The sequence below is a fragment of the Lysobacter sp. N42 genome (assembly GCF_004344885.1).
Genome location: NZ_SKFB01000025.1, coordinates 1 through 24316, shown reverse-complemented (window position 1 = coordinate 24316; position 24316 = coordinate 1). Strand labels below are relative to the sequence as shown.

General features: G+C 71.5%; 19 protein-coding genes and 2 riboswitches. Of the genes, 6 read left to right on the top strand and 13 right to left on the bottom strand.

All coding sequences use genetic code 11. The features are described from left to right. A complete protein-coding gene (locus EYQ95_RS19920) occupies positions 1–684 on the bottom strand; it encodes a hypothetical protein (protein WP_132329750.1) in 684 nt (227 codons plus the stop codon). Positions 685–901: 217 nt separating this feature from the next. Next, positions 902–2335 carry an adenosylhomocysteinase gene (gene ahcY / locus EYQ95_RS19915; protein ID WP_132329748.1) on the bottom strand — a complete coding sequence of 478 codons (1434 nt, stop codon included), beginning with the start codon at positions 2333–2335 and terminating at the stop codon, positions 902–904. Positions 2336–2382: 47 nt separating this feature from the next. After that, positions 2383–2489: riboswitch (S-adenosyl-L-homocysteine riboswitch) on the bottom strand. A gap of 165 nt (positions 2490–2654) precedes the next feature. On the opposite strand from ahcY, the gene EYQ95_RS19910 reads away from it, so the two are divergent. After that, complete coding sequence (locus tag EYQ95_RS19910) at positions 2655–5153, top strand: prolyl oligopeptidase family serine peptidase (RefSeq protein WP_132329746.1); 2499 nt, start codon at positions 2655–2657, stop codon at positions 5151–5153. A gap of 90 nt (positions 5154–5243) precedes the next feature. Here EYQ95_RS19910 and EYQ95_RS19905 read toward each other — a convergent pair whose 3' ends face one another. The 4 genes from EYQ95_RS19905 to metK all read right to left on the bottom strand — a co-directional run bounded on the left by EYQ95_RS19905 (position 5244) and on the right by metK (position 9338). After that, the gene (locus EYQ95_RS19905) at positions 5244–5828 is read right to left on the bottom strand and encodes a hypothetical protein (protein WP_132329744.1); all 585 of its coding nucleotides are present in this window, start codon (positions 5826–5828) and stop codon (positions 5244–5246) included. A gap of 1 nt (position 5829) precedes the next feature. After that, positions 5830–7287: a DUF2235 domain-containing protein gene (locus EYQ95_RS19900; RefSeq protein WP_132329742.1), complete on the bottom strand. Its 1458-nt coding sequence runs from the start codon at positions 7285–7287 to the stop codon at positions 5830–5832. Positions 7288–7299: 12 nt separating this feature from the next. Beyond that, positions 7300–7914, bottom strand: coding sequence for a hypothetical protein (locus EYQ95_RS19895; RefSeq protein WP_132329740.1), 615 nt, complete (start codon positions 7912–7914; stop codon positions 7300–7302). 212 nt (positions 7915–8126) lie between these two features. After that, a complete protein-coding gene (gene metK, locus EYQ95_RS19890) occupies positions 8127–9338 on the bottom strand; it encodes a methionine adenosyltransferase (RefSeq protein ID WP_132329738.1) in 1212 nt (403 codons plus the stop codon). A 147-nt stretch (positions 9339–9485) separates the two neighbouring features. Here metK and EYQ95_RS19885 point away from each other — a divergent pair, with 147 nt between their 5' ends. Continuing rightward, complete coding sequence (locus EYQ95_RS19885; RefSeq protein ID WP_132329736.1) at positions 9486–10505, top strand: metal-dependent hydrolase; 1020 nt, start codon at positions 9486–9488, stop codon at positions 10503–10505. Further along, positions 10502–10897, top strand: coding sequence for a hypothetical protein (locus EYQ95_RS19880; RefSeq protein WP_132329734.1), 396 nt, complete (start codon positions 10502–10504; stop codon positions 10895–10897). The genes EYQ95_RS19885 and EYQ95_RS19880 overlap by 4 nt, the downstream gene beginning before the upstream one ends. Here the strand turns inward: EYQ95_RS19880 and EYQ95_RS19875 are convergent. From EYQ95_RS19875 to EYQ95_RS19845, 7 genes are all read right to left on the bottom strand, one after another. Continuing rightward, positions 10891–11718: a methyltransferase domain-containing protein gene (locus tag EYQ95_RS19875; RefSeq protein ID WP_132329732.1), complete on the bottom strand. Its 828-nt coding sequence runs from the start codon at positions 11716–11718 to the stop codon at positions 10891–10893. The genes EYQ95_RS19880 and EYQ95_RS19875 overlap by 7 nt on opposite strands. Positions 11719–11843: 125 nt before the next feature. Continuing rightward, positions 11844–12836 (bottom strand): tRNA dihydrouridine synthase DusB, encoded by a 993-nt coding sequence (gene dusB, locus EYQ95_RS19870; RefSeq protein ID WP_132329730.1) that lies wholly within the window; start codon positions 12834–12836, stop codon positions 11844–11846. A 36-nt stretch (positions 12837–12872) separates the two neighbouring features. Further along, positions 12873–13979: a PepSY domain-containing protein gene (locus EYQ95_RS19865; RefSeq protein WP_132329728.1), complete on the bottom strand. Its 1107-nt coding sequence runs from the start codon at positions 13977–13979 to the stop codon at positions 12873–12875. After that, the gene (locus EYQ95_RS19860) at positions 13961–16093 is read right to left on the bottom strand and encodes a TonB-dependent receptor (protein ID WP_132329726.1); all 2133 of its coding nucleotides are present in this window, start codon (positions 16091–16093) and stop codon (positions 13961–13963) included. Before EYQ95_RS19860 ends, EYQ95_RS19865 begins: the two co-directional genes overlap by 19 nt. Positions 16094–16210: 117 nt before the next feature. After that, the gene (locus EYQ95_RS19855) at positions 16211–17170 is read right to left on the bottom strand and encodes a ribokinase (protein ID WP_132329724.1); all 960 of its coding nucleotides are present in this window, start codon (positions 17168–17170) and stop codon (positions 16211–16213) included. A 3-nt stretch (positions 17171–17173) separates the two neighbouring features. After that, positions 17174–18469, bottom strand: coding sequence for a NupC/NupG family nucleoside CNT transporter (locus tag EYQ95_RS19850; RefSeq protein ID WP_132329722.1), 1296 nt, complete (start codon positions 18467–18469; stop codon positions 17174–17176). 93 nt (positions 18470–18562) lie between these two features. Further along, a complete protein-coding gene (locus EYQ95_RS19845; protein WP_165924796.1) occupies positions 18563–19126 on the bottom strand; it encodes a TMEM165/GDT1 family protein in 564 nt (187 codons plus the stop codon). A gap of 76 nt (positions 19127–19202) precedes the next feature. Then, positions 19203–19295, bottom strand: a riboswitch (yybP-ykoY riboswitch). A gap of 156 nt (positions 19296–19451) precedes the next feature. Here EYQ95_RS19845 and EYQ95_RS19840 point away from each other — a divergent pair. From EYQ95_RS19840 to EYQ95_RS19830, 3 genes are all read left to right on the top strand, one after another. Beyond that, on the top strand, positions 19452–20426 hold the full coding sequence (locus EYQ95_RS19840) for an aldo/keto reductase (RefSeq protein ID WP_132329718.1): 975 nt from the start codon (positions 19452–19454) through the stop codon (positions 20424–20426). Between the two features lie 377 nt (positions 20427–20803). Then, positions 20804–23038 carry a TonB-dependent hemoglobin/transferrin/lactoferrin family receptor gene (locus EYQ95_RS19835; protein WP_132329716.1) on the top strand — a complete coding sequence of 745 codons (2235 nt, stop codon included), beginning with the start codon at positions 20804–20806 and terminating at the stop codon, positions 23036–23038. A gap of 20 nt (positions 23039–23058) precedes the next feature. Next, entirely contained in the window at positions 23059–23976 is a 918-nt protein-coding gene (locus tag EYQ95_RS19830) for a hypothetical protein (RefSeq protein WP_132329714.1), read from the top strand. The last annotated feature ends 340 nt before the right edge of the window (positions 23977–24316 follow it).

The window sequence follows — 24316 nt, the reverse complement described above, 5'->3', positions numbered from 1 at the left end:
TCAGCGCGGCGCCGCCACCAGCGTCGCACCGCCGCCCGACGACGCGGGCGCCTGCGCGCTGGCGGTCGAGGCGGCCGGCATCGGCCGCGGGCCGAGCAGCACGAAGGGAAGGCCTTCCGTCTGCAGCTCGCCCGGGGTGAACCAGGTCATCGTGGACGACGGCGTGGCCGCGCCCATCGCGATCACGCGGCTGGAAAAGCCCGCCTTGCGCAGCACCTCGTCGGTCTCGCGGTCGTTACGCTCCATCAGCTGCTGGCGCAGCGCGTCGGGGATGGGCAGGTCCGGGTCGAGCGAGCTGCGGTGCAGGCCGATGCGCGAATCGGCCGTCATCTCGCGCGAGCGTGCGGTCGCGAACAGCAGCACGCAGGCGCTGGCGCAGCGGCCTTCCACGCGCACCGTCATGCCGCGCCGGTTGAACAGCTCGCCGATGCGGATCGCCGGCGCCCGCATGCCCCCCGGGCTGCGCAGCACCACGCGCTCCAGGCGCGGGTTGCGCGCCACCGCCGCGCGCACATCCGGCTCGAGCTCCGGCCCGAATACGCCGTCGACGTACAGCGTGCGCTCGGCTTCCGACACCGTCACGGTGGCGTTCTCGAGATCCACCGCCGAGCCTGCCGCCGCCGCCGCTGCTGTCGACATCGCCAGGACCACGCCCCCCGCGATCCACGCCAATGAACGCTTCACACCCGCTCCCCTGATTCCACACTCCCCACGACCGATATCGTCGCGGATGCTCCAGGTCTTTACGTGCCTTCTATCACGTTTATGACTTTCGGCTGCATGGAATCACGGCCGCTTCACGTGCCGGGTGTTGGAAGCGGCGCGTCGCGCCCACCGGGTTCGCCAAAAGGAAAACGGGCGCCGAAGCGCCCGTTCCCTGTTCATCCCGCTGCAGCCGCGATCAGTAGCGGTAATGGTCCGGCTTGTAGGGGCCGTCCTTGTCCACGCCGAGGTATGCCGCCTGCTCGTCGGTCAGGCGCGTGAGCACCACGCCGATCTTCTCCAGGTGCAGGCGCGCGACTTCCTCGTCGAGCTTCTTCGGCAGGATGTAGACCTTGGCCTCGTACTCGTCCTTCTTCGCCCACAGGTCGATCTGCGCGAGCGTCTGGTTCGAGAACGAGTTCGACATCACGAAGCTCGGGTGGCCGGTGGCGCAGCCCAGGTTCACCAGGCGGCCTTCGGCCAGCAGGAAGATCGAGTTGCCGTTCGCGAAGGTGTACTTGTCGACCTGCGGCTTGATGTTGGTACGCACCGCGCCCGAGGTGTTGAGCGCGTCGACCTGGATCTCGTTGTCGAAGTGGCCGATGTTGCAGACGATGGCCTGGTCCTTCATCCGCTTCATGTGCTCGAGCGTGATGACGTCCTTGTTGCCGGTCGTCGTCACGTAGATGTCGCCGCGGCCCAGGGTGGACTCGACGGTGTTGACCTCGAAGCCCTCCATCGCCGCCTGCAGCGCGTTGATCGGGTCGATCTCGGTGACCACCACGCGCGCGCCGTAGGCGCGCAGCGAGTGCGCCGAGCCCTTGCCGACGTCGCCGTAGCCGCAGACCACCGCAACCTTGCCGGCGAGCATCACGTCCATCGCACGCTTGAGGCCGTCGGCCAGCGACTCGCGGCAGCCGTAGAGGTTGTCGAACTTCGACTTGGTGACCGAGTCGTTGACGTTGATTGCCGGCACCAGCAGCTTGCCCTGCTGGGCGAGCTGGTAGAGGCGATGCACGCCGGTGGTGGTCTCCTCGGAGACGCCCTTCCAGTCACGGACGACGGTGGTCCAGAAGCCCGGGCGCTCGGTGGCCACGCGCTTGAGCAGGTTCTTGATCACCTGCTCCTCGTGCGAGGAGGCCGGCGCGTCGACCCAGCTGGTGTCGCCCTGCTCGAGCTCGTAACCCTTGTGGATCAGCAGGGTCACGTCGCCGCCGTCGTCGACCACGAGCTGCGGGCCGAGCTGGCCGGGGAAGGTGAGCGCGTCGAGCGTGCACTCCCAGTACTCTTCCAGAGTCTCGCCCTTCCAGGCGAAGACCGGCGTGCCGGAAGCAGCGATCGCCGCGGCGGCATGGTCCTGCGTCGAGAAGATGTTGCAGCTGGCCCAGCGCACGTCGGCGCCGAGGTCCTTCAGCGTCTCGATCAGCACGGCCGTCTGGATGGTCATGTGCAGCGAGCCGGTCACGCGCACGCCCGCCAGCGGCTTGCCCGCGGCGTACTTGCGGCGGATGGACATCAGGCCGGGCATCTCCTGCTCGGCGATTTCGATTTCCTTGCGGCCCCAGTCGGCGAGCGAGATGTCGGCGACCTTGTAGTCGCCCCCGGTCGAGAAGGTGCGAAGTTGTGCGTTCATTGAGTGCTCCGTGGTCGTGGGGAACCGGCGATGCGTCGCGTTCGGTTCCTGCACGGGCGCCGTTGGAAGGATCGCCACCGAGCCTGGCCGTCGTCGCCTTCGGTGAAGGCTCGGCGCGGGTGTCCGCGCGACGGTCGCAGCGCCCCTCGGTGGGCGCGCGCATTGTACCGCGGGGCGTCCTGCCGCCGGCAGGGCTGCGCGATGCTGCATTCACCGCACCGTGGAATGCGACGCAGGCCCGGCATCCAGCACTTCCGTCGCATTGACAGCCTTCGGCGGCTCGCGAAGCATCGGCCGGTCCTTCACGCCCGGTGCCCGCATGTTCCCAGCCACCCCCGTCGTCCGCCGCGTCCTGCTTCCCGGCGTCCTGGCCCTGGCCTGTGCGGGCGCCGTCGCCGCGCAGCAGCCGGCATCCAGCGCATCCGATGCGGCCGCCGGCTACCGCCTGCCCGCGGCGGAACTCCAGGCCATCGTCGACGCGCCGCGCGCGCCGCAGCTCATGCTCGGCCCCAGGCGCGACGTCGCGGCCATGATGCAGGTGCCGCCGCTGCCGTCGATCGCGCTGGTCGCGCAGCCCGAGCTCCGGCTCGCCGGCGTCCGCCTCAACCCGCGTGCCTATGCCGCCAGCCGCTTCTCCTTCGGCAGCGACCTCTGGCTGATGGATGTCGCCACCGGCCGCGAGTCGCGCATCGACGGCCTGCCCAGGCCGTTGTCGCTTGCCGGCGCGCTGTGGTCGCCCGACCAGAAGTACCTCGCGCTTAACCAGCAGGACCCGGTGACGGGGGCGAACGAGCTCTGGATCGTGGACGTGGCCTCGCGCAAGGCGCGCCGGGTCGCCACCGGCCTCAACACCGTGCTGGGTGCGCCGCGCTGGATGCCGGATTCGCGCCGCCTGCTGGTGTCGCTGCGCCCGGCGGGGCAGGGCGAGGCGCCGAAGATCGATGCCACGCCCACGGGCCCGGCCGTGCAGGAGACGCAGGGAAGCGGCAACGTGCGCCAGCTGCGCACCTACCAGGACATGCTGCGCAACGAGCAGGACGCGCGCGTGCTCGACCACTACCTCACCGTGCAGCCCGCGCTGGTGTCGGTGGACGGCAAGGTGGTGCACGTCGGCGCGCCCGCGCGCTACCTGGGCCTCGCACCGTCGCCCGATGGCCGCCATCTGCTGTCGCAGGTGGTCGAGCGGCCGTACTCCTATGTCGTCCCGCTGAACTTCTTCCCGCGCCGCATCGAAGTGCTCGACCTCGCCGGCAGGCGCCTGCACAGCGTCGCCGCGCTTCCGCTGTTCGAAGGCCTGCCCAGCGGCAACGACGCGGTCCCCACCGGCGTGCGGCGCATCGACTGGCGCAGCGGCGCCCCGGCCACGCTGGTCTGGGCCGAGGCGCAGGACGGGGGCGACCCGTCGAGGGCGGCGGAGATCCGCGACGTCGTCTACCAGCACGCCGCGCCGTTCACGGGCAAGCCGGTGGAGCTTGCGAAGCTGGCCACGCGCTTCGCCGGTGCCACCTGGGGGCGCGGCGACGTCGCGCTGGTCAACGAGTTCTGGTGGAAGACCCGGCGCGTGAAGCAGTGGCAGGTGGCCCCCGACGCACCGGCCACTGCACCGCGCCTGGTGTTCGAAGGCTCCAGCGAGGACCGCTATGCCGACCCCGGCAACGCCGTGGTCGAGCGCGATGCCAAGGGCTTTCCGCGCATGAAGTTCAGCGCCGACGGCAGCGCCTTCTTCCGCATCGGTGATGGCGCGTCGCCGGAAGGCGACCGCCCCTTCCTGGACCGCGTGAGCCTGTCGGACTTCTCCAGCCAGCGCCTGTTCCATTCGCAGGCGCCGCATTACGCCGCGCCCGTGGCGCTGCTCGACGATGCCGGCACGAAGCTGCTCATCACGCGCGAGTCGCCTACCGAGCCGACCAACTACTACGTGCACGACGCCGGCTCGCTGCGGGCGCTGACGGCCTTCCCGCATCCCACCCCGCAACTGAAGGAGGTGCGCAAGGAGCAGATCCGCTACCGGCGCAAGGACGGTGTCGAGCTCACCGGCACGCTCTACCTGCCGCCGGGCTTCGAGCCGGGCCGGGATGCGCCGCTGCCGCTGCTCATGTGGGCCTATCCGGCCGAGTTCAAATCCGCGGCCGCCGCCTCGCAGGTCACCGATTCGCCCTACCGCTTCAACTTCATCAGCTACTGGGGCCCGCATCCGTTCCTGGCGCGCGGCTTCGCGGTGCTCGACGATCCCTCCATGCCCATCGTGGGCGAGGGCGACCGCGAGCCCAACGACACCTACGTCGAGCAGCTGACCGCGAGCGCGCAGGCCGCCGTGGACGAAGTCGTGCGCCGCGGCGTGGCCGACCGCGACCGCATCGCCGTCGGCGGGCACTCCTACGGCGCCTTCATGACCGCCAACCTGCTCGCGCATACCGACCTCTTCCGTGCCGGCATCGCCCGCAGCGGCGCCTACAACCGCACGCTCACCCCCTTCGGCTTCCAGGCCGAAGAGCGCAACTACTGGGACGCGCGCGAGACCTACATGACGATGTCGCCGTTCAACTACGTCACGCAGCTGAAGGAGCCGCTGCTGATGATCCACGGCGAGGACGACAACAACTCCGGCACCTTCCCGATCCAGAGCGAGCGCATGTTCGCCGCGCTCAAGGGCGTGGGCGGCACCGCGCGGCTGGTCATGCTGCCGAAGGAAAGCCACGGCTACCGCGCGCGGGAGTCGATCATGACGATGCTCGCGGAAACGGACGACTGGCTGACGCGATGGGTCAAGCCGTCGCCGCAGGCGGCGGTGCCTGCGCCTGCCGCGCCGGGAAAATGAGCGCGTCGCAGTGAACCGGAGGGCCGCCCCGCGCGGCCCTTCCGCGTTCGGGGCGGTGCCGGAACATCGTGCGCCCCGGGCGCGGCGGCCTCAGCGATCCGCCGCGCGGCGCGCGATGCGACGGTAGCCGTCCCGCGTGCCGCGGCCCGGCTCGAGCCGGGCGCAGAGCGAGCTACCGCATCGCACTACGTCGGCCGAGGCCACTGCCTCGAGCGTCGACGTTTCGGCACGCAGCGCAGCGAGGTCCGCACGCGCCCTGGCGAGCCAGGCGGCGGTGCCGCCCACGGCCAGTACGCAGCCGAGGATCAGCACGGCGGGCGCCAGCGCCAGCCAGCGGCGGTGTGCGCGGGCGAGGCTTCCATAGCTGGCCTGGACCGCCAGGTCGAGCTCGTGCACGCGCCGCGCGTGGGCCTCGAGCATCGCGCGCGCTTCGGCGAACGCCTCCGCCACACAGGCGCGGGCCTGCGCGCCCGCTTCCTGTGCGATGGCCTGGGTGGCCTCGCGGGCGATGCGTTCGCCGACACCCGCAAGATGCGCGGCGGCGGCCGAAACCTCCTGGGCGGCGTGTTCCACCGAGCGCACCGCCTCTTCGCTGCGCATGTCCAGCGCCTGCGCGACGATCGCGAGCTGCATCGTGCGTTCGGCCAGCGCATCCATGTCCTGTTCGATGCCCATGTCAGATCGCCGACGCCCGCACCCGCGGAGCGTGCATCTCGGCCTGCCGCGTCGTTGCGTCCTCGCGCGCCAGTCGCTCGGCCTCGCGCAGCCGCGCCGCCCCGGCTTCCACCTGCGCCGCGAATTCCCGCCCCTGCGGGCTGTCGAGATACGCGGCCAGCGCGGCACGCACGCCGTCGCGATCGCCCGCCGCCTCGGCGGCGGCGAACGTACCCAGGATCAATTGGACCGGGCTGCGCGGCGGCGCCTGCGGCTGCAGGTCGTCGCGCCGATGCGCAGGGACGCGATCGCGATCGTCGCGTGGCGTCTCCGGAACCGGCCCCGGCGGGACGGCGCGTCGTTCGAAGCCTGCGTCGAGGACCCGGTCGACGGGCTCGGCGTCCCGCTCCTCGGGGCCGCAGCGGCGAAGACGCCCCGCGATGCACTCGAAGGCGGGGCGACGCTCTGCTTCCGGCAGCCCGTGGCGCTCATGGCGGCGGTAGTGGTCGTCGTCGTAGAACGGCGCGTGCTCCAGCGACCGGATGACCACGTCCTGGTCCGGGCGGAGCCAGGTCTTCTGCAGGAACGGGCGGTCGCTCAGCGCGTTGAGGTAGTCCACGGAGAGGTTGAACGCGCGGCGCGAGAGGCCGTCCTCAAGATAGCCGCCGCCGGTGTTCGAATGGGCGCCGCCGACCACGACGCCGAGAAAGCGCCCGTCATCCGACAGGCCCGGATCGATGATGCGCGATGACGGGAACTGGTCGCGTCGCTCGTCCTCGGCGACGAGCTGGAAGCCCGACAGCACCGAGGGCGGCGGGCGGCGGTCGCGGCGGTGCGGCGTGCCGGTGCCGACGGGGTCGAACAGCATCTGGGCCTGCGCGACCTGGCCGGGCGCCTGCAGCATTCCGCCGCCGTAGCGGATCTCCCGGATCAGCCCGTCGCGCCCGCGCTGCACGTCAACCGCGGACGGATCGCGGATGCCGCGTTCATGCACCATCCGGGCGAAGCCCGCGGCCTGCTCGGCGCCCCGGCTGAAGCCGACGTTGGCGAGGCTGATGCGGGCGTCGGGGTCGGCCTTCAGCCACTCGTGCGCCTGGCGGCAGAAGCGGAGGTACATCTCTTCGAGGCGCGCGTCATACGAGCGGCCCGTCATGGCGTCCAGAGCCGCCACCAGTTTGCCGTGTTGAGTTCCGGGGCCTGGGACATAGCCGGCACGTATCTGCGGGTGCGAGCCTGGATCCGCGGTTAGCTGGTCGTACAACAGCGCGACGTTGGTCTGCGGCCCCAGCGCCGGTTGCGTGCGGTCGTTACCGGTACCGTCGAACGCCGCAACGAACAGTCGCGTGTGAGGGTCGGCGCGGGACACCAGCACCGGGACGCGCAGTGACTGCAATTCGCGTTCGGCGTCGATGTACGTCTGCAGGTCATGGGCGTCGGCGGCATATCGCGACGCCCCGTCCGGCCTCCTGCGTCCTTGCATGGCTCGATCTCCTTACAGCGTTTTCTCGAATACCAGTACGTTCTCGTCCACGGCGTTGCTGTAGCGATTCGCGGGATCCTGGGGCGCCTTGAGTGAAATGAAGGCCTTCATGTAGACCCGCACTGTGCGGTCATTGATTTCGACCACGATGTCCGGGTCCGGAACAGATGCATCGGGATTGATGAGGTCGAGCGGCGTGTTGTGCCGGATCAAACCATCGGCGAACAGCCGGTTGAAATCGAGCTCGTAGTGCAGGGGTGTCTTGTCCGCCGCGCGCCAGTCAAGGATGACGGGACCCGCGAAGTTCCGGATGCCGACGTATCCACCGCCAAGCAGGTTGAGGTGGCCGGGCTTGGCGGGTTCGAAGAAGCGCGTATCGGGCTGGTCGCGAACGCGGTAGGGGCCATACGTGACACGACAGCCCCACGTGCTGAAGCAGTAGGCGCTGAAGTTGTGCTGCCAGAACCGGAAAGGCCCGTCCTTGAGGCGGTTCTTCGTGGCCGGGAAATGGCCCGGCGGCGGGTACGTGGCGTCGGACGGGGTCATGGGCGAGGCGCATCCCTGCAGGGCCAGGAACAGAAGCGGCGAGGCGACGGTGGCGGCGGGCCACGGTGGGCGCTTGGGCATGGTCACGATCCGTGTGAGTGCAGGGCGCAAGGCTGACGCGCGGCCGCGGGCCGGTCAAGAGTGGCGCGCGGTTCCGCATCCGGGGGGCGCGCCCGCGTGCGGCGCGGAGCGAGGTGCAGAGCGTGCAGGACGCATCGCCGCGGGCCGGGCGGCGACATGAAAAAAGGCCGCGCAGGGCGGCCTTTTTCCGGTACGACCGTGGATGCCTCGCCTTACAGCCCGGCTTCCTTCCGCAGCGCCTCGGCGCGGTCGGTCTTCTCCCACGAGAAGGCCGTGGCCTTCTCGGTGCGGCCCTCGAGGTCCCTGTACTCGACCTCGTAGGGCGCGCGACCGAAGTGGCCGTAGGCCGCGGTCGGCTGGTACACCGGGTGGATCAGGTCGAGCATCTTGACGATGCCATAGGGGCGCAGGTCGAAGTGCGCGCGGATCAGCTTCTCGATCTGCTCGTCGCTGATCTTGCCGGTGCCGAAGGTGGTCACCGAGATCGAGGTCGGCTCGGCGACGCCGATCGCGTACGACACCTGCACCTCGCACTTGTCGGCCAGGCCCGCGGCGACGATGTTCTTGGCGACGTAGCGCGCGGCGTACGCGGCCGAGCGGTCGACCTTCGAGGGGTCCTTGCCCGAGAACGCGCCGCCGCCGTGGCGGGCCATGCCGCCGTAGGTGTCGACGATGATCTTGCGGCCGGTGAGGCCGCAGTCGCCCACCGGGCCGCCGATCACGAAGATGCCCGTCGGGTTGATGTGCACCTTGTTCTTCGGCAGCGCCGACAGCCACTCGGCCGGCAGCACCGGCTTGAGGATGTGCTCGTACACGGCCTCGACCAGGTCCTTGTGCGCGATGTCGGGGTCGTGCTGCGTCGACAGCACCACCGCGTCGAGGCCGGCCACCTTGTGGTCGGCGTCGTAGCGGAGCGTGACCTGGCTCTTGGCATCCGGGCGCAGCCACTTCAGCGTGCCGTCCTTGCGGACCTTGGCCTGCTGCTCGACCAGGCGATGGCTGTAGTAGATCGGGGCCGGCATGAACTCCGGCGCTTCGTTCACGGCGTAGCCGAACATCAGGCCCTGGTCGCCCGCGCCCTGTTCCTCGGGGGAGGTGCGGTCCACGCCCGCGGCGATGTCCGGCGACTGCTTGCCGAGCATGTTGATGATGGCGCAGGTGTGGCCATCGAAGCCGACGTTGGAATTGTCGTAGCCGATCTGGTTGATGACGTTGCGCGCCAGCGCCTCGATGTCGACCCAGGCGGTGGTGGTGACTTCGCCCGCGACGATCGCCGCGCCCGTCTTCACCAGCGTCTCGCAGGCCACGCGCGCGCGCTTGTCCTGCGCGAGGATCGCGTCGAGGACGGCGTCGGAAATCTGGTCGGCGATCTTGTCCGGATGGCCTTCCGAGACCGATTCCGAGGTGAAGAGGTAGCTGGACATCGAGTTATATCCTTGTATTCGGATAGAAGGATGGGCGCGGCATGATACAGGCTCGCGCCCGGCGGCGCATTCTGCGGCCGCGGGGGTCTGCCTCCCGTTAAGGCATCCGCCGGAGCGGTCGCCGCGCGGCCCGGCTAGCATCGGCGCATGGATTCCCTGTCCCAGATCGTGCTCGGTGCCGCCGTCGCGGCCGCCATCGCGCCCGCCGGCCACCGCCGGGCGGCCCTGCTCGCAGGCGCCGCGCTCGGCACGCTGCCCGACCTCGACGTCTTCGTCGTCAATACGCTCACCGACAACCCCGTCCAGCGGATGACCTGGCATCGGGGCCTGAGCCATTCGCTGCTGGTGCTGCCCCTGCTCGGCGCGATGATCTGGGCGCTCTTTCGCCGCAGGCCCCGCAGCCGGGTGTCGCAGGCGCCGGCGCGCTGGTTCTGGGCGATCCAGCTGGCACTCTTCACGCATCCCCTGCTGGATGCCTTCACCGTCTACGGCACGCAGTTGCTCTGGCCGCTGCGGCCGCCGCCGGCGATGTGGTCGAGCGTCTTCATCATCGACCCGCTGTATACGGTCTGGCTGCTCGCGGCCTGCGTGGCGGCGTGGCTCCTGCGCGAGCGCCGCGGCGCGCAGCGCGCGCTGGTGCTCGGGCTGGCGCTGAGCAGCGGCTACCTGGGCTGGTCGCTGCTGGCGAAATCGATGGTGGAGCGGGAAGCCGGGCGGAGCCTTGCGGCCATCGGCCTCGCCGACGCGCCGCGCTTCTCGGTGCCCATGCCGTTCAACACGCTGCTCTGGCGCGTGGTGGCGATGACGCCGGACGGCTTCGTCGAGGGCGAACGCTCGCTGGTGGCCGACCGGGGCCCGATCAGCTTCCGCCGCCATCGTTCCGATGTGGCCGAGTTGCGCAAGGTCGCCCGGTGGGCGGACGTGCGCGAACTGGGATGGTTCAACCGCGGCTTCATGAAGGCCGAAGTCCGGGAGGGACGCCTGGTGCTCACCGACCTGCGCATGGGCAGCGAGCCGGATTACACCTTCCGCTTCATCGTGGCCGAGCGCAGCGGCGACGGCTGGGTGCCGGTACCGGTGCGGCAGCCGCAATGGCCCTGGCAGGCACGGCGGCGGCTGTCGGCCATGTGGACGCGGATATGGGCGCAGCCGGAGGTGGAAGGATGAGCGACGAACCCGATGCCGAGGCCCGGCGCCGCGCGGTCGAGCGCATCGCCGCGCTGATGGCCGAAGCGCGCGCCGGCGGGCCTGCCGGTCTGCTCGGCCAGGGGCTGGCCAGCCCGGCCGTTGCCCAGGCGCTGGCCGAGCTGCGCGCGCTGGACCCGGCACTGCAGCGCCGGATCGCCCGGGCCATGGTGCAGTCGCGGGGCGATCCGGACGCGCTGCGCGCCGTGGTCGATGCGGGCTCGCGGCCGGCGCCTGCGTCCCGGCGTGCCGACACGCGCTCCGCGCCCCGCCCACCCACGGTGGTCGATGCGCGCGGTGGCATACCCGCGCTCGCGATCGTGGTCGGCCTGGTCTGCGCCCTGCTCGCGGCGGCCTGGATCGCCGCTCAGTAGACGACGGCGCGTGCCTGCACGAAGCAGTAGAAGAACACCGCGTCCGGGTCGCTCTGCACCCTGCGCATTTCCTCGCGCATGCCGTCGACCACGTCGGGCGTGACGGCGCCCGCCTCGATCAGCTTGTCGGCGGCCGAGAGCAGCAGGTCTTCCCAGAACGCGATCATGACCTTGCGCCGCGCGGGCTCGCGGTTGTCGAAATGGAAGGTCTTGATCTCGGTGGCGACGTCGCGATAGCCGCCCGCCAGCAGCAGGTTGCCCAGCTTGGCGCCCACGAAGGGGTCGCCGCCGTGCTCGTACTGGAAGTCGTTGAAGGCCATCCAGTAGCGCCAGACGTTGGGCGAATACGGGTCGAGCAGGAACGAGGAGTTCATCACCTCGGTGATGTAGACCGGCGAGCCCGGCGCGAGCACGCGGCGCACTTCGCTGAGCACGCGCGCGGGCGAGGGCACGTGCTCGAGCACCCAGCACAGGAAGGCCGAGTCGAAGCTGCGGGCTTCGAAGGGCAGGTCGGTGGCATCGGCGCGGTGCAGTGCGTAGCGGCCTTCCAGCCAGGGCATCTGCCCGAGGTTTGCGCGTGCCGCCGCCAGCTGGTCCTCGCTCAGGTCCACGCAGGTGGCATGCAGGTCGGGGAAGCGGCGCAGCAGGATCTCGGTCTGCGCGCCCACGCCGCTGCCCACTTCCAGCAGGCGCCGGGCGCCGGTGTAGTCGATGTTGCGGAAGATGGTGGACTCGGCGATGCGCGCCTGCCGCTGCAGCCGCGCCTGTTCGGTGGGCGAGTAGCCGTGCAGGTAGACGGTGTCGGAGGCGTTGGCTGGCATCGAAGGCTCCGGAGGCAGGTCTCGACCGCGGGCACACACGGGCGGTCACGGGCCGGAAAAGCCGCAGGCTTCGCGCGGCCGCGCGCCCAATCTGTGTTCGCCCGCGTTAACCCGCGGTTGAAGCGCTAGGCCGCGATCCCGAGCGCATCGCCCGCGATCAGCGCATCGAAGTAGTCGCGCGTGAGCCGCAGTTGCGCCTCGGCCGTCTCCGCCGCGTTCACGACCGCACGGAAGGCGGCGTTCTCCGGGCGGTCCTTGGCGTACCAGCCCAGGTGCTTGCGGGCGATGCGCACGCCGGAACGTTCGCCGTAGAAGGCGTGCAGCGCCTCGAGATGGCCGAGCAGCACGTCGCGTACCTCGGCCAGCGACGGGGGCGGCAGCTCCTCGCCGGTGGCGAGAAAGTGCGCGACCTCGCGGAAGATCCACGGCCGCCCCTGCGCGGCGCGGCCGATCATCACCGCATCGCAGCCGGTGTAGGCCAGCACCTCGGCGGCCTTGCGCGGGCAGTCGATGTCGCCGTTGGCGATCACCGGTATCGACAGCGCGGCCTTCACTTCGGCGATCGTGTCGTACTCGGCGGTGCCGGTGTACTGCTGGTCGCGCGTGCGGCCGTGGATGGCCAGCGCCGCGATGCCTGCGCTCTCGGCGATGCGCGCGATGCGCAGCGCGTTCTTTGCGTCAGCGGCCCAGCCGGTGCGGATCTTGAGCGTCACCGGAACGTCGACCGCACGCACCATCGCGTCAAGGATGCGGGCGACGAGCGCCTCGTCGCGCATCAGCGCCGAGCCCGCCCAGGCATTGCAGACCTTCTTGGCCGGGCAGCCCATGTTGATGTCGACGATCTGCGCGCCGTGGGCGACGTTGTGGCGCGCGGCCTCGGCCATCACCTCGGGCACGGTTCCGGCGATCTGCACGCTGATCGGCGCGGGCTCGTCCACGTGGTCCATGCGGTGGCGCGATTTGGCGGTGTTCCAGAAGCGCGGGTCGGAGGTAGTCATCTCCGAGACGCACAGGCCCGCGCCCAGCCGCTTGCAGAGCAGCCGGAAGGGCTTGTCGGTGACGCCCGCCATGGGCGCCAGCACCACGCGGGGCGCGATCTCGTAGGGGGCGATGCGCATGGGCGCGATTCTACCGGCGCTCCCGCGCCCGGCCGTTCAGACGCGCCGGCGTGCCTGCCGGCGGCGTCGCCAGAACAGGAAACCGGTGACCAGCAGGAAGGCCGGCATCAGGCCCGACAGGAACGTCAGCCAGCGCAGCGGTTCGCCGCCGGCCACGCCGATGTGCAGCGGGTAGATCGCGTTGGACGCGCGCGCACCCGCCGGCTCGCTCGTTGCCGCCGAGACCTGCAGTGCGCGCGTGCCGGCCGCGTCGACCGTCACCGTGCTGCGGCCGTTCGGATGCCATTCGCCGGCCTGCTTCGCGCGGAAGCCGACGGTGCCGGCGTCGTCCGCGGGCAGGGCCAGGCGCGTGAGGCGGGCATCGTCCACCGCCTTCGAGGCGACGGTCAGCACGCGGTCCCATCGCACTGGTGCCGCAGGCAGTTGCGGAGCAGGCGGCGCGGTGGCCTGTCCACCGAAGGCTGCGGTGAGCAGCCCGCGCGCGGCCTCGTGATAGACCATGCCCAGGCCCGTCAGCGTCGACAGCACCAGGAGCGGCAGCAGCACCACGCCGCTGGCGCGATGCCAGCTCAGCCAGCGGCGAATGGGCGGTACGCGGTAGACGCGTAGCTGCGCGAGCATGCGACCACGCGCGGGCCACCACAGATAGAGGCCGACGAGCACGAGGCCGAGGCAGATGAAGCCGAGTACGCCGAGTACCTGCTCGCCCGTCTCGCCGGCCAGCAGGTGCGTATGCAGTTCGTGCAGCCAGAGCAGCAGGTCGCCGTCGGGATCGCGTTCGAGCAATACACGGCCATCGTCGGTGGCGTAGTAGACGCGGCGATCGCCCTCGTGGAAGCCGATCCAAGTGGGCATCGTCTCCGAGGGGAACTGCAGCGCGCGCAGGCCCTCCCTGCGCCCACGCTCGACGATGCGCTCGACCACGCCCGGATCGACGCGCGCCGTGCCGGCCGCGAGCTGCGGCTGCTGCCAGCGCAGGATCTCCTCGTGGAAGACCAGTGCGCTGCCGCTCAGGCCGATGAGCGCGAACACCAGACCCACGCTCAGGCCGACCCACAGGTGCAGCCAGGCCAGCACCGCGCGCAGACTTCGCCGCGGCACGGCGGCGGCCTGCGCCGGCAGGGTCAGAACGCGTGCGTCCACGCCAGCGTCAGCACGCGGCCGCGGCCGGCGACGAAGGTGTCGTTGCGCGGCGTGCTCTGCGAGTAATAGGTGACGTACTGCGCGCCCAGCAGGTTCTCGATGCCGACGGTGAGTGCGCCCACCGGCAGGCCGACGCGCGCCTGCAGGTCGACGGTGGTGTAGCCGTCGAAGTGAGCGACCGTCACGCCGCGGCGGTCGAACTCGCGGTCCAGCGCACGGCTGGCCTGCAGGCGCGTGCTGAACGCGGGCGTCCAGGCCTGCGTCCAGTACGCGGTGGCGCGGTCGGGGCTGACGTTGATGCCGGGCAGGTCGCTGTCGACGCGGTCGTCGCCGTTGCTGTCGTAGCGTGCATGCGTGCCGGCGTAGGCGACGCCGATGCGGCCGGTCGGCATGAAGGCCCAAGCCGCGTTCGCCTCCACGCCTTCGATCTCGGTGCGCTCGCGCACCACGTTGTAGGTCTGCGTGGCGGTGTCGAAGGCCAGGCGCGCGCCGAAGTCGGAATCGGAGCGGTAGTAGGCCAGGTGCGCCTGCCAGGTGCCGTCGTCGTAGTCGATGCCGACTTCGCGGTTGTCGGCGATCACCGGCGAGAGGTCGACGAGTGCATCGACGCGCTGGTTGGGTTGGGTGATCGCGCGCAGCACGCGGCCGATGTCGGCGACCGTATAGCCCTCCGCGTACGAGGCGTAGAGCTTGAGGGCGGGCGTGGCCTCCCAGACCGCGCCCACGTTGGGCAGCAGCTCGCTGGTGCGTGGCGAGCCGCCCTGCACGAAGCGGCTGCCGCCGGCGTTGGCGGGGATGGTGGTGTAGTCGTCCACGTCCAGCCGCCCGCGCTCGTGGCGCAGGCCGCCGGTGAGCAGCAGGCGGTCGGCCACGCGCCACTCGGCCTGCAGGAAGGGCGAGACCGACTCGTAGGTGGTTTCCGGCACCCAGTCCAGCCCGGCGCGCACCAGCTCCTGGCGCGTGGTGTCGCGCGCGAGGTCCAGGCCCAGCGTCGCGCGCAGCGGCAGGCCGAACAACTCGCCGCGCGACCAGGCCATCTTGGCGCCCAGCTTCTCGGAGACGTTCTGCGACTGGTCGAACCAGTTCGGATCGCGCCCGTCGCGCCAGAAATCGCCCCAGTAGCTGCCGCCGTAGAGCGCGGCGAAGTCCACCCAGTACAACTGCGCCGACAGGCTGCCGCCGGCGAGGTCGGCATCGGCATAGTCGAGCGCGAGCGAGGTGCTGCGGTTGCGCGGGCCTTCGCCCGGCAGTCCGCCGCGGCGTGAGGTGGCGAGCTGGCCGGTGGCCACGTTGCCGTCGACCGTCGAGTAGTCGTTGTCGCCCTGCAGGCGGTAGTGGTTGGCGGTGAGCTGCAGGCGGCGGTCGGCGTCCAGCGTCCAGCCGGCCTTGGCGAAGAGGCCGCGGCTGGAGGCGTCCATCAGGTCGCCCTGCACGTCGTTGACGGCGATCGCGCGGCCGTCGCCATCGTAGTACAGGCCTTCGCGGGCGTAGGAAGCGCCGCCCACGAAGTCGAACGCGCCGCGACGCGTGCCGAGCAGCCAGGACGCGCGCCAGCCGGTGCTGTCGTCCTCGCGCGGCAGCGCCGTGCTCGCGCCCAGGCTGACGTGCTGCACCACCGCGCCATCCTCGCGCGGCGCGCGGCGGGTAATGATGTTGATGATGCCGCCCGACGCGCCCACGCCCTGCAGGGCATTCGCACCGTGGATGACCTCGATGCGCTCGATCATGGCCGGGTCGATGGTATGGCCGTCGCGCCCGCCCTCGCGCAGCGGCGTGGACTGCGGGATGCCGTCCACCAGGTACAGGGGCTTGCGCCCGCGCAGCGTTTCGCCGCTGTTGGTCAGCTTCTGGCGCGACGGGGTGAACGAGGGGATCAGGTTGGCCAGCACCTGCGACAGGTCCTGCGTGATCGCGAGCTGCTGCTCGAGCTGCACGCGGTCGATCACCGTGATGGTGTTGGGCAGCGCGGCCTCGGAATAGGGCACGCGGCTGGTGCTGGCGGAGACGGTGACGCGGTCGAGCTCGCGCGGGTCGTCCTCGGCCGCTACGGCGGGTGCGAGGGCGAGGATCAGGACGCCCGACAGGGCGCGGGCGAGCAGGGTGGTGCGGGGCATGTGGGGTCCAGCGGCAGCGCGGCGAAGGCTCGCATGGTAGTGCGAATCATTCTCATCCGCTACCGCCGTGGGGGCACGGCATGCCGCTGCGGCGCGGCGTGACGCATCCGGCGCGGGTCAGAGCCCGAAGCGCGCCTGCACGCCGTCGCGGCGCGGCATGGACGCGGCTGCGCCGGGCCGCTCGGTGGACAGCGCCGCATACGCGGATGCGAAGGTGACCGCCTCGCGGAACGACGGCGCGCCGCCGGCGAGCGCGGCGCAGAGCGCGCCGTTGAAGGCATCGCCCGCGCCGGTGGTATCGATGGCGCGGACCGGCCGCGCGTGCATCCGATAGGCCGCTTCGTGGTCGCCATGCAAAGCCGCGCCGTGCGAGACGAAGCAGCCCGCCGCGCCCAGCGTGACCACCACCGTGCCGCGCGCAAGCGCCCGGCAGTGCGCATGCAGGCCGGCGTCGTCGAGCCCGGCCACGTCGTCCGCGGCCAGGGCGATGCCCGCGTGCCGCTGCAGCAGTGCGGCGAATTCGGTTTCGTTGGGGGTGAGCACGTCGGCCAGCGCCAGCAACCCGGCGTCGACCTCCGCGTTCGCGGGCGCGGGGTTGAGCACCGCCAGCGCGCCCCGTTCGCGCGCCAGCTCCAGCGCGCGTGCCACGGCGTCAACGGGCGTTTCCAGCTGGGCGAGCACCACCGCGGGTGCGCTGGAACCCTCGAATGCGGCCTCCACGTGCCCGGCCTGCAGCGCGCCGTTGGCGCCCGGCGCGACCGCGATCGAGTTGCGGCCGTGCGCATCGACGAAGATCCCGGCGCTGCCGGTGGGCAGGTCGCAGCAGACATCACGCAGGTCGATGCCGTCGGCCACCGCGAGCGCGCGGGCGAGCACGCCGCCGGCGTCGTCGCCCAGCGCGCAGGCCAGGCGCGTGGGCGCGCCGCTGCGCGCGGCGGCCACGGCCTGGTTGAAGCCCTTGCCGCCGGGGCCGCTGGAATACGCCGCCGAGCGCGTCTCGCCCGGCACGGGCAGGGCATCGAGCGTCCAGACGTGGTCGACGTTGAAGCTGCCGACCACCCACACGCCGCGGCTCATGGCTCAGCCCAGGTAGGTGAGCACGCCCGCGATGGTCGCGGTCATGAAGGTGGCGATGGAACCGCCCAGCACGGCGCGCAGGCCGAAGCGGGCGAGGTCGCCACGGCGCTCGGGCGCGAGCCCGCCGATGCCGCCGATCTGGATGGCGATCGAGCTGAAGTTGGCGAAGCCGCAGAGCGCATAGGTGGCGATCAGCGCGCCCTCGGGGCTCAGCACCGCGCCGGCGGTCTTGCCGTTCACGATGTCGGCCAGCTGCAGGTAGGCCACGAACTCGTTGATGACGATCTTCTGGCCGATCAGCGAGCCCACCACCTGCGCGTCCTGCCAGGGCGTGCCGATCACCCAGGCGATCGGCGCCAGCACGAAGCCGAAGATGGTGGCCAGGTCGGTCGGCTTGCCGATGGCGGCGGAGATGCCGGTGACCTCGCCCAGCCAGGTCAGCGGCGCATTCACCATCGCGATCAGCGCGATGAAGGCCAGCAGCATGGCGGCGATGTTGAGCGCGAGCTTGAGGCCGTCGCCCGCGCCCGCGGCCGCGGCGTCGATCACGTTGGCGGTGGTCTTCTCGACCTCCATCTTCACCGTGCCGCGGGTCAGCGGCTCCTGCGTCTCGGGCACGAGGATCTTGGCGATCACCAGCGTCGCGGGCGCGGCCATGATCGAGGCCGCCAGCAGGTGCTTGGCGTAGAAGGCCTGCTGCGCCGGGTCGCCGCCGCCGAGCATGCCCACGTAGGCGGCGAGCACGCCGCCGGCGATGTGGGCCATGCCGCCGATCATCATCGTGATGAGTTCGGACTGCGTCATGCGCGGGATGTACGGGCGCACGGTGAGCGGCGCCTCGGTCTGGCCGATGAAGACGCTCGCGCAGACGGAGGTGGTCTCCGCGCCGGACACGCGCATCACCCGGGTGATCGCCCAGGCCATGCCGCGCACGATCCACTGCATCACGCCCAGGTGGTAGAGCACGCCCATGAAGGCGGCGAAGAAGATGATGGTGGGCAGCACCTGGAACGCGAAGATGAAGCCGAACTTCGTCGTGTCCATCAGGTCGCCGAAGATGAACTTCGAGCCCTCGCCCACGAAGCTCAGGATGCGCACGAAGCCCTGGCCGATCGCGTCGAACACGTCCTTGCCGCCGGGCACCAGCAGCACCAGCGCGGCGAAGCCGATCTGCAGGGCGATGCCGGTGGCGACGAGCTTCCAGTCGACCGAACGCCGGTTGCTGGAGAACAGCCAGGCGATGCCGACCAGGACGGCCAGCCCGAACAACCCGAATGCGATGCGGGCCAATGCGTCCACGGAAACTCCCCTGACTCGTTATGCCGGCGTGATGGCGACGCGCGAGCCTAGACGCCGCGGGCTTGGGCGGCAAGCAGGGCCGGCTTAACGGGCTCAGCTGATCCCGCGAACCGCGACCCAGGCCGCAAGCGCGGCGAACACGGCGGCGGCCGTCCAGCGGGCCGCGCGCAGGGGCAGGCGGTAGGCGAAGCGGTGGCCCAGCAGCACCACCGGCACGTTCGCGACCAGCATGCCCAGCGTGGTGCCGAGGATGACCTGCACCAGCGCGTCGAAGCGCGTGGCCAGAAGCACGGTCGCCACCTGCGTCTTGTCGCCGGTCTCGGCCAGGAAGAAGGCCACGAGCGCGGCGAGGAAGGCCGATCCGTTCGAGCGCGGCGCGTCGTCGCCGTCCAGCCGGTCCGGGCGCAGCGTCCACAGCGCCACGGCGGCGAAGCTGGCGGCCACCAGCCAGCGCATGGCCTGCGGGGAGACCAGCGTGGAGATCCAGTGGCCCAGCCATGCGGCGAGCGCGTGGTTGGCCACCGTCGCGAAGAGGATGCCCGCGATGATCGGCCCGGGCCGGCGGTAGCGCGCGGCCAGCAGGAGGGCGAGGAGCTGCGTCTTGTCGCCGATCTCGGCGAGGGCGACGGTGGCGGTCGAAACGAGGAGTGCGCTCACGGCGGGTCCACGGCCGGGCAGACACGGAGAGGCGACGCGCATCCGGCCGATGCGCCATCGCCTCCGGTCTTGCCCCGGACCGTCGCCGGTCCTCCGCGCACCATGGCCGGCCGGCCAAGTGTGTTGACGCGCGGGCCGTCGATGCGACGGCGGACTACTCCCCGAAAGGGTGGCGCATTGTAGCCCACGCCCTCGCAGTGCGCCGCCGCCTCGGGCGACGCGGCGCACGAAAACGGCAAGGCGCTTCGTGCCGCCGGACGCACCCCCCGACGACGGACCCTCCGCGGGCCGCGTTTACGATGCGCATCCCCACCAGGAGAAGCCCATGCGCTACCGCCGCCTCGGAACGTCCGGCCTGCAGCTCTCCGCGTTGTCTTTCGGTGCCTGGCTGACCTTCGGCAACCAGGTGCCGCGCGGCGAATGCCGCAACCTGGTTGCCGCGGCCTGGGACCACGGCATCACCTTCTTCGACAATGCCGAAGGCTATGCCAGCGGCGAGGCCGAGAAGGTCATGGGCGACGTCATCGCCGACCTGCGCCTGCCGCGCGACGGCTACTGCGTCTCCAGCAAGGTCTTCTTCGGCTCGGCGCAAGATCCGCGCCCCACGCAGCGCGGGCTCTCGCGCAAGCACGTGCACGATGCCTGCCACGCCGCGCTGCGGCGCCTGCGCGTGGACGCGCTCGACCTCTACTTCTGCCACCGGCCCGATCCGGATACGCCGGTGGAGGAGACGGTATGGGCGATGGACGCGCTGATCCGGCAGGGCAAGGTGCTGTACTGGGGGACGTCCGAGTGGCCCGCGCAGCTGATCCGCGAGGCGCATCGCGTGGCTAGGGCGCACCACCTGCACCCGCCCACCATGGAACAGCCGCAGTACAACCTGCTGCATCGCGAGCGCGTCGAGCTCGAGTACGCACCGCTGTACGCCGAGCTCGGCCTGGGCACCACGACCTTCTCGCCGCTGGCCTCGGGACTGCTGACGGGCAAGTACGCCGCGCAGAATGCAGAGGAACCGGCGCGGCTGGAGCGCGAGGGCATGAGCTGGCTGCGGCGCATCGTGGTGGGTGATCCGGGCGAGCGGCGGCTGGAGCGGGCGCGGCGCTTCGCCGAGGCCGCACGCATGCTCGGCCACCCGCCGGCCACGCTCGCGATCGCCTGGTGCCTGCGTAACCCGCACGTGTCCAGCGTGATCCTCGGCGCCAGCCGCGTGGAGCAGCTGCTGGAGAACCTGCAGGCGCTGGAGCTGCTGGAGCGGGTGGGCGATACGGAATGGCAGCAGGTGGAAGCCGCGGTCGCCTGATTCGATCGACGTTGCATGCACGGGGACGGCGCGGGTTCCGGCCCACCCGGTTGACCGGCAAACGCGAACGATTATCATTGACAGCGAGCGGCCGATCGCGGCTGCCGACGGGCGCGACGCTCGAGCCCTTGCAGCCGGGTTGCAGGCGGCGCCCCGCATGACTTCGGGGGCTGCCGCCTGACCACGCGGTTCCGGTGCGCTGCGCTCGCTCGGTCGGCTGCGCGCAACGCGGCCCGACGCCGTCACCGGCGGATCGAACCGGCGCGCAGGGCACGACGCCGTGCGCGCCACCGCCTCACCACAACCCACTCCTTCCGAGTGCCAGCCGCGGCCCGCCGCATGCCAGCCCTCTCGGTGCCTTCACCGAAGCGACTGCCATGCCCGCCAAGCCGTTGTCCCTTGCCATCCTCGCCGTGCTTGCGGCGCCCGCATTCGCCGCCGGTCCCGCCGACACCGTCGATGCGAACGCGTACGCGCTCGACACCGTCACTGTCACCGCCACCCGTACCGAGCGCAGGCTCGCCGAGGTACCGACCACCGTCAGCGTGATCGACCGCGAACGGCTCGATCGCGAGCTGGTGCGCGACCTCAAGGACCTGGTCCGCTACGAGCCCGGCGTGTCGGTCGGCAGCGGCACCGGCCGCTTCGGCCTGCGCGACCTGCGCATCCGCGGCCTCGGCGGCAACCGGGTGCGGATCGAGACCGACGGCATCGCGGTGTCCGACGCCTTCTCGATCGGCAGCTTCGCCGACGCCAACCGCGACTTCGTCGACCTCGACACCCTCAAGCGCGTGGAGATCGTGCGCGGCCCCGCGTCCGCGCTGTACGGCTCCGACGCACTGGGCGGCGTGGTCGCCTTCGTCACCAAGGACCCCGCCGACTATCTGGCGCCGGGCAAGGACGCCCACCTTGGCTTGAAGTTCGGCTACGAGAGCGACTGGCGCGGCCTGTTCGCCGGCGCTACCTCGGCGTTCGGCGGCGAGCGCTGGTCCGGTCTGCTGGTGGTCGGCCACCGCCAGGGGCAGGAGACCGGCAACCACGGCAACCGTGCCACGCGCGACGCGACCCGCACCGCGCCCAATCCGCAGTCGCGCGATGGGCGCAGCCTGCTGGCGAAGGTCGTGCACGCGCCGGACCAGGCGCAGCGCTGGCGGCTGACCATCGAGGGCAACGAGGACGCCACCGACACCGACGTGCTGAGCCAGCTCGGCTTCCAGCCGCGCACCCGCGCCACGGTCGGCGCGATGCGCGGCGACGACCACCAGACCCGGGCGCGCGTGTCGCTGGCGTGGGAGCACGATGCGCTGCAATGGGCGCTCGCCGATCGCGCGCAGGTGCAGCTCTACCGGCAGGACAGCGAGACCACCCAGCGCACCGTCGAGCACCAGCGCAGCGCCGCCGGCGTCGCGCTGCGGCGCGAGCGCGAGTTCAACTTCGACCAGCGCCTGCACGGGCTGGAGGCGGTGCTGCACCGGGATTTCGCCACCGGCCGCCTGCGCCACGCGCTGACCTGGGGCCTGGACACGAACCGCGCCCGCGTGCGGCAGAAGCGCGATGGCCGCGCGGTGACGCTCGCCACCGGCCAGGTCACCAACGTGGTGCCGCCGGACGTGTTCCCGGTGCGCGACTTCCCGGTCTCGGAGATCGACACCGTCGCGCTGTTCGCGCAGGACGAAATCGAGCTCGCCGACGGCCGTCTGCGCCTGGTGCCGGGCGTGCGCGTCGACCGCTACGCGCTGCGTCCGCAGCGCGATCCGATCTTCGCCGCCGACAACCCCGGCATCGAACCGGTCGACGTCACCGCCACCAGCGTCTCGCCCAAGCTCGGCGCCGTCTGGCGCTTCGGCGCGCACGCCTCGCTGTTCGCCAGCTACGCCCGCGGCTTCCGCGCACCGCCGTACAACGACGTCAACCTCGGTCTCACCAACCTGCAGTTCGGCTACGCCAGCATCCCCAACCCGGACCTTCAGCCCGAGACCAGCGACGGCTTCGAGCTCGGCCTGCGCTACGCCGGGCCGGCGCTGCACGCCAGCCTGGCCGCGTTCCACAACCGCTACGACGACTTCATCGAATCCGGCGTGCTGGTGAGCGCGCCGCCGGCCAGCCCGGTGCGCGTGTTCCAGGCGCGCAACGTGGCGCGCGCGACGATCGAGGGCGTGGAAGCGAAGGGTGCGCTCGACGCCGGCGCCCTGCACGAGGCGTTGCGCGGCTGGACGCTGCAGGGCGCGATGGCCTGGCAGCGCGGCGAGGACGAGCGCGACGGTCGCCCGCTCGGCAGCGTCGATCCCGCGCGCGCCTCGCTGGGCGTCGCCTACGAGGCCGGGCGCTGGGGCGTTGGCCTGCACGGGCGCTTCGCGCGCCGTCAGCGGCGCATGCCCGAGCTGGCGCCTGGCATGGCGCAGTTCGTGCCGCCCGGCCACGGCGTGCTCGACCTGCTCGCGCACTGGGCATTCGCGCCCGGCGCGACGCTGGACGTGGGCGTGTTCAACGTGGCCGACCGCAAGTACTGGGACTGGTCCGACGCCAGCGGCCTCGATGCCACGAGTCCCGTGCTCGACCGCTACACCCGTCCGGGCCGCAGCCTCGCGCTCAGCCTGGCGTTCGCCTGGTGACATCCAACGGAGGAGAGACGATGCGATACCTGCTGGCGGCCCTGCTGTGGCTGGGCCTTGGGATCACGGCCGCGGCGAAGCCGCCCGCCGACGGCTTCGGCGTGCTGGTGATGGCGCACGGCGGCGGCGCGACCTGGAACGGCGAGGTCGAACGCGCGCTGGCGCCCTTGCGCGAGGAGTTCCCGCTCGAGATCGCGTTCGGCATGGCCGATGCGGCCAGCCTGCAGGCGGCGAGCGACCGCCTGCGCGCGCAGGGCGTCACCCGCATCGGCGTGGTGCGCCTGTTCGTCAGCGGCGACAGCTGGTACGAGCGCACGCGGCAGATCCTCGGCCTCGCGCCCGGCGCGCCGGTGCGGCCGAAGGAGGAGGCGCACGCGGCGCATGGCGGGCACGGCGGCCATTCAATGGCGTTCTGGCGGCTGGAGGGCGATGCGACGTTCGCGCTCGGCCGCGAGGGGCTGCTGGACGCCCCCGAGATGGGCGACGTGCTCGCGGTGCGGGCGCGTGCGCTCAGCACCGATCCGGCGCGCGAGGACGTGCTGATCCTCGCCCACGGGCCGGAGGACGATGCCGAGAACGCGCGCTGGCTGGCGCAGATCGATGCCCGTGCCGAAGCGGTGCGCCGCGCACTGCCGTTCCGCCGCGTTCAGGTGGAGACGCTGCGCGAGGACTGGCCGGAGAAGCGCGCCGCCGCCGAGGCGCGCATCCGCGCGTTCGTGCAGCGCGCGCAGGCCGAGGGCGGCCGGGCGCTGGTGATCCCGTTCCGCGTGCAGGGCTTCGGCCCTTACCGCCAGGTGCTGGAGGGCCTGGACTACGCAGCCGACGGCCAGGGCCTGGTGCCCGATCCGCGCGTGGCCGCCTGGGTGCGCCGGCAGGCGACGGCGCTGCGCGCGCAGCTCGGCGCGCAGGCGGCCACCGCTTCCGCGCCGTCGAGCTGAGCGCGGCGGCGGCCCATCGCCCCCGACGCCGCGGGCTGCCATCGCCATGGCAGGAACGGCACGCCCGCGGCCGAAGCCGGGGCGCGCAGGTCGACCTGGACCGCCTTCGGTCCCTGCAACCGCGCCGTGCGGCGCAACTGCAGGGCCCGTGGTGCGGCGAGCGCGGCCGCGTCCGCCGCACCCGGGTCGAGGTGCTACGCCAGCATCGGCGCCTTCGCGGGCGGTGCCGGCGGGGCGGGCGGCGCAGGCGGTGCGGGCGCGGGTGGATGCGGCGGTCGATGGTGAGCGTGAGGTCGCGCCCCGGCTGCGCCGGGCGGAGAAGGTCGACGTTGCCGACGAT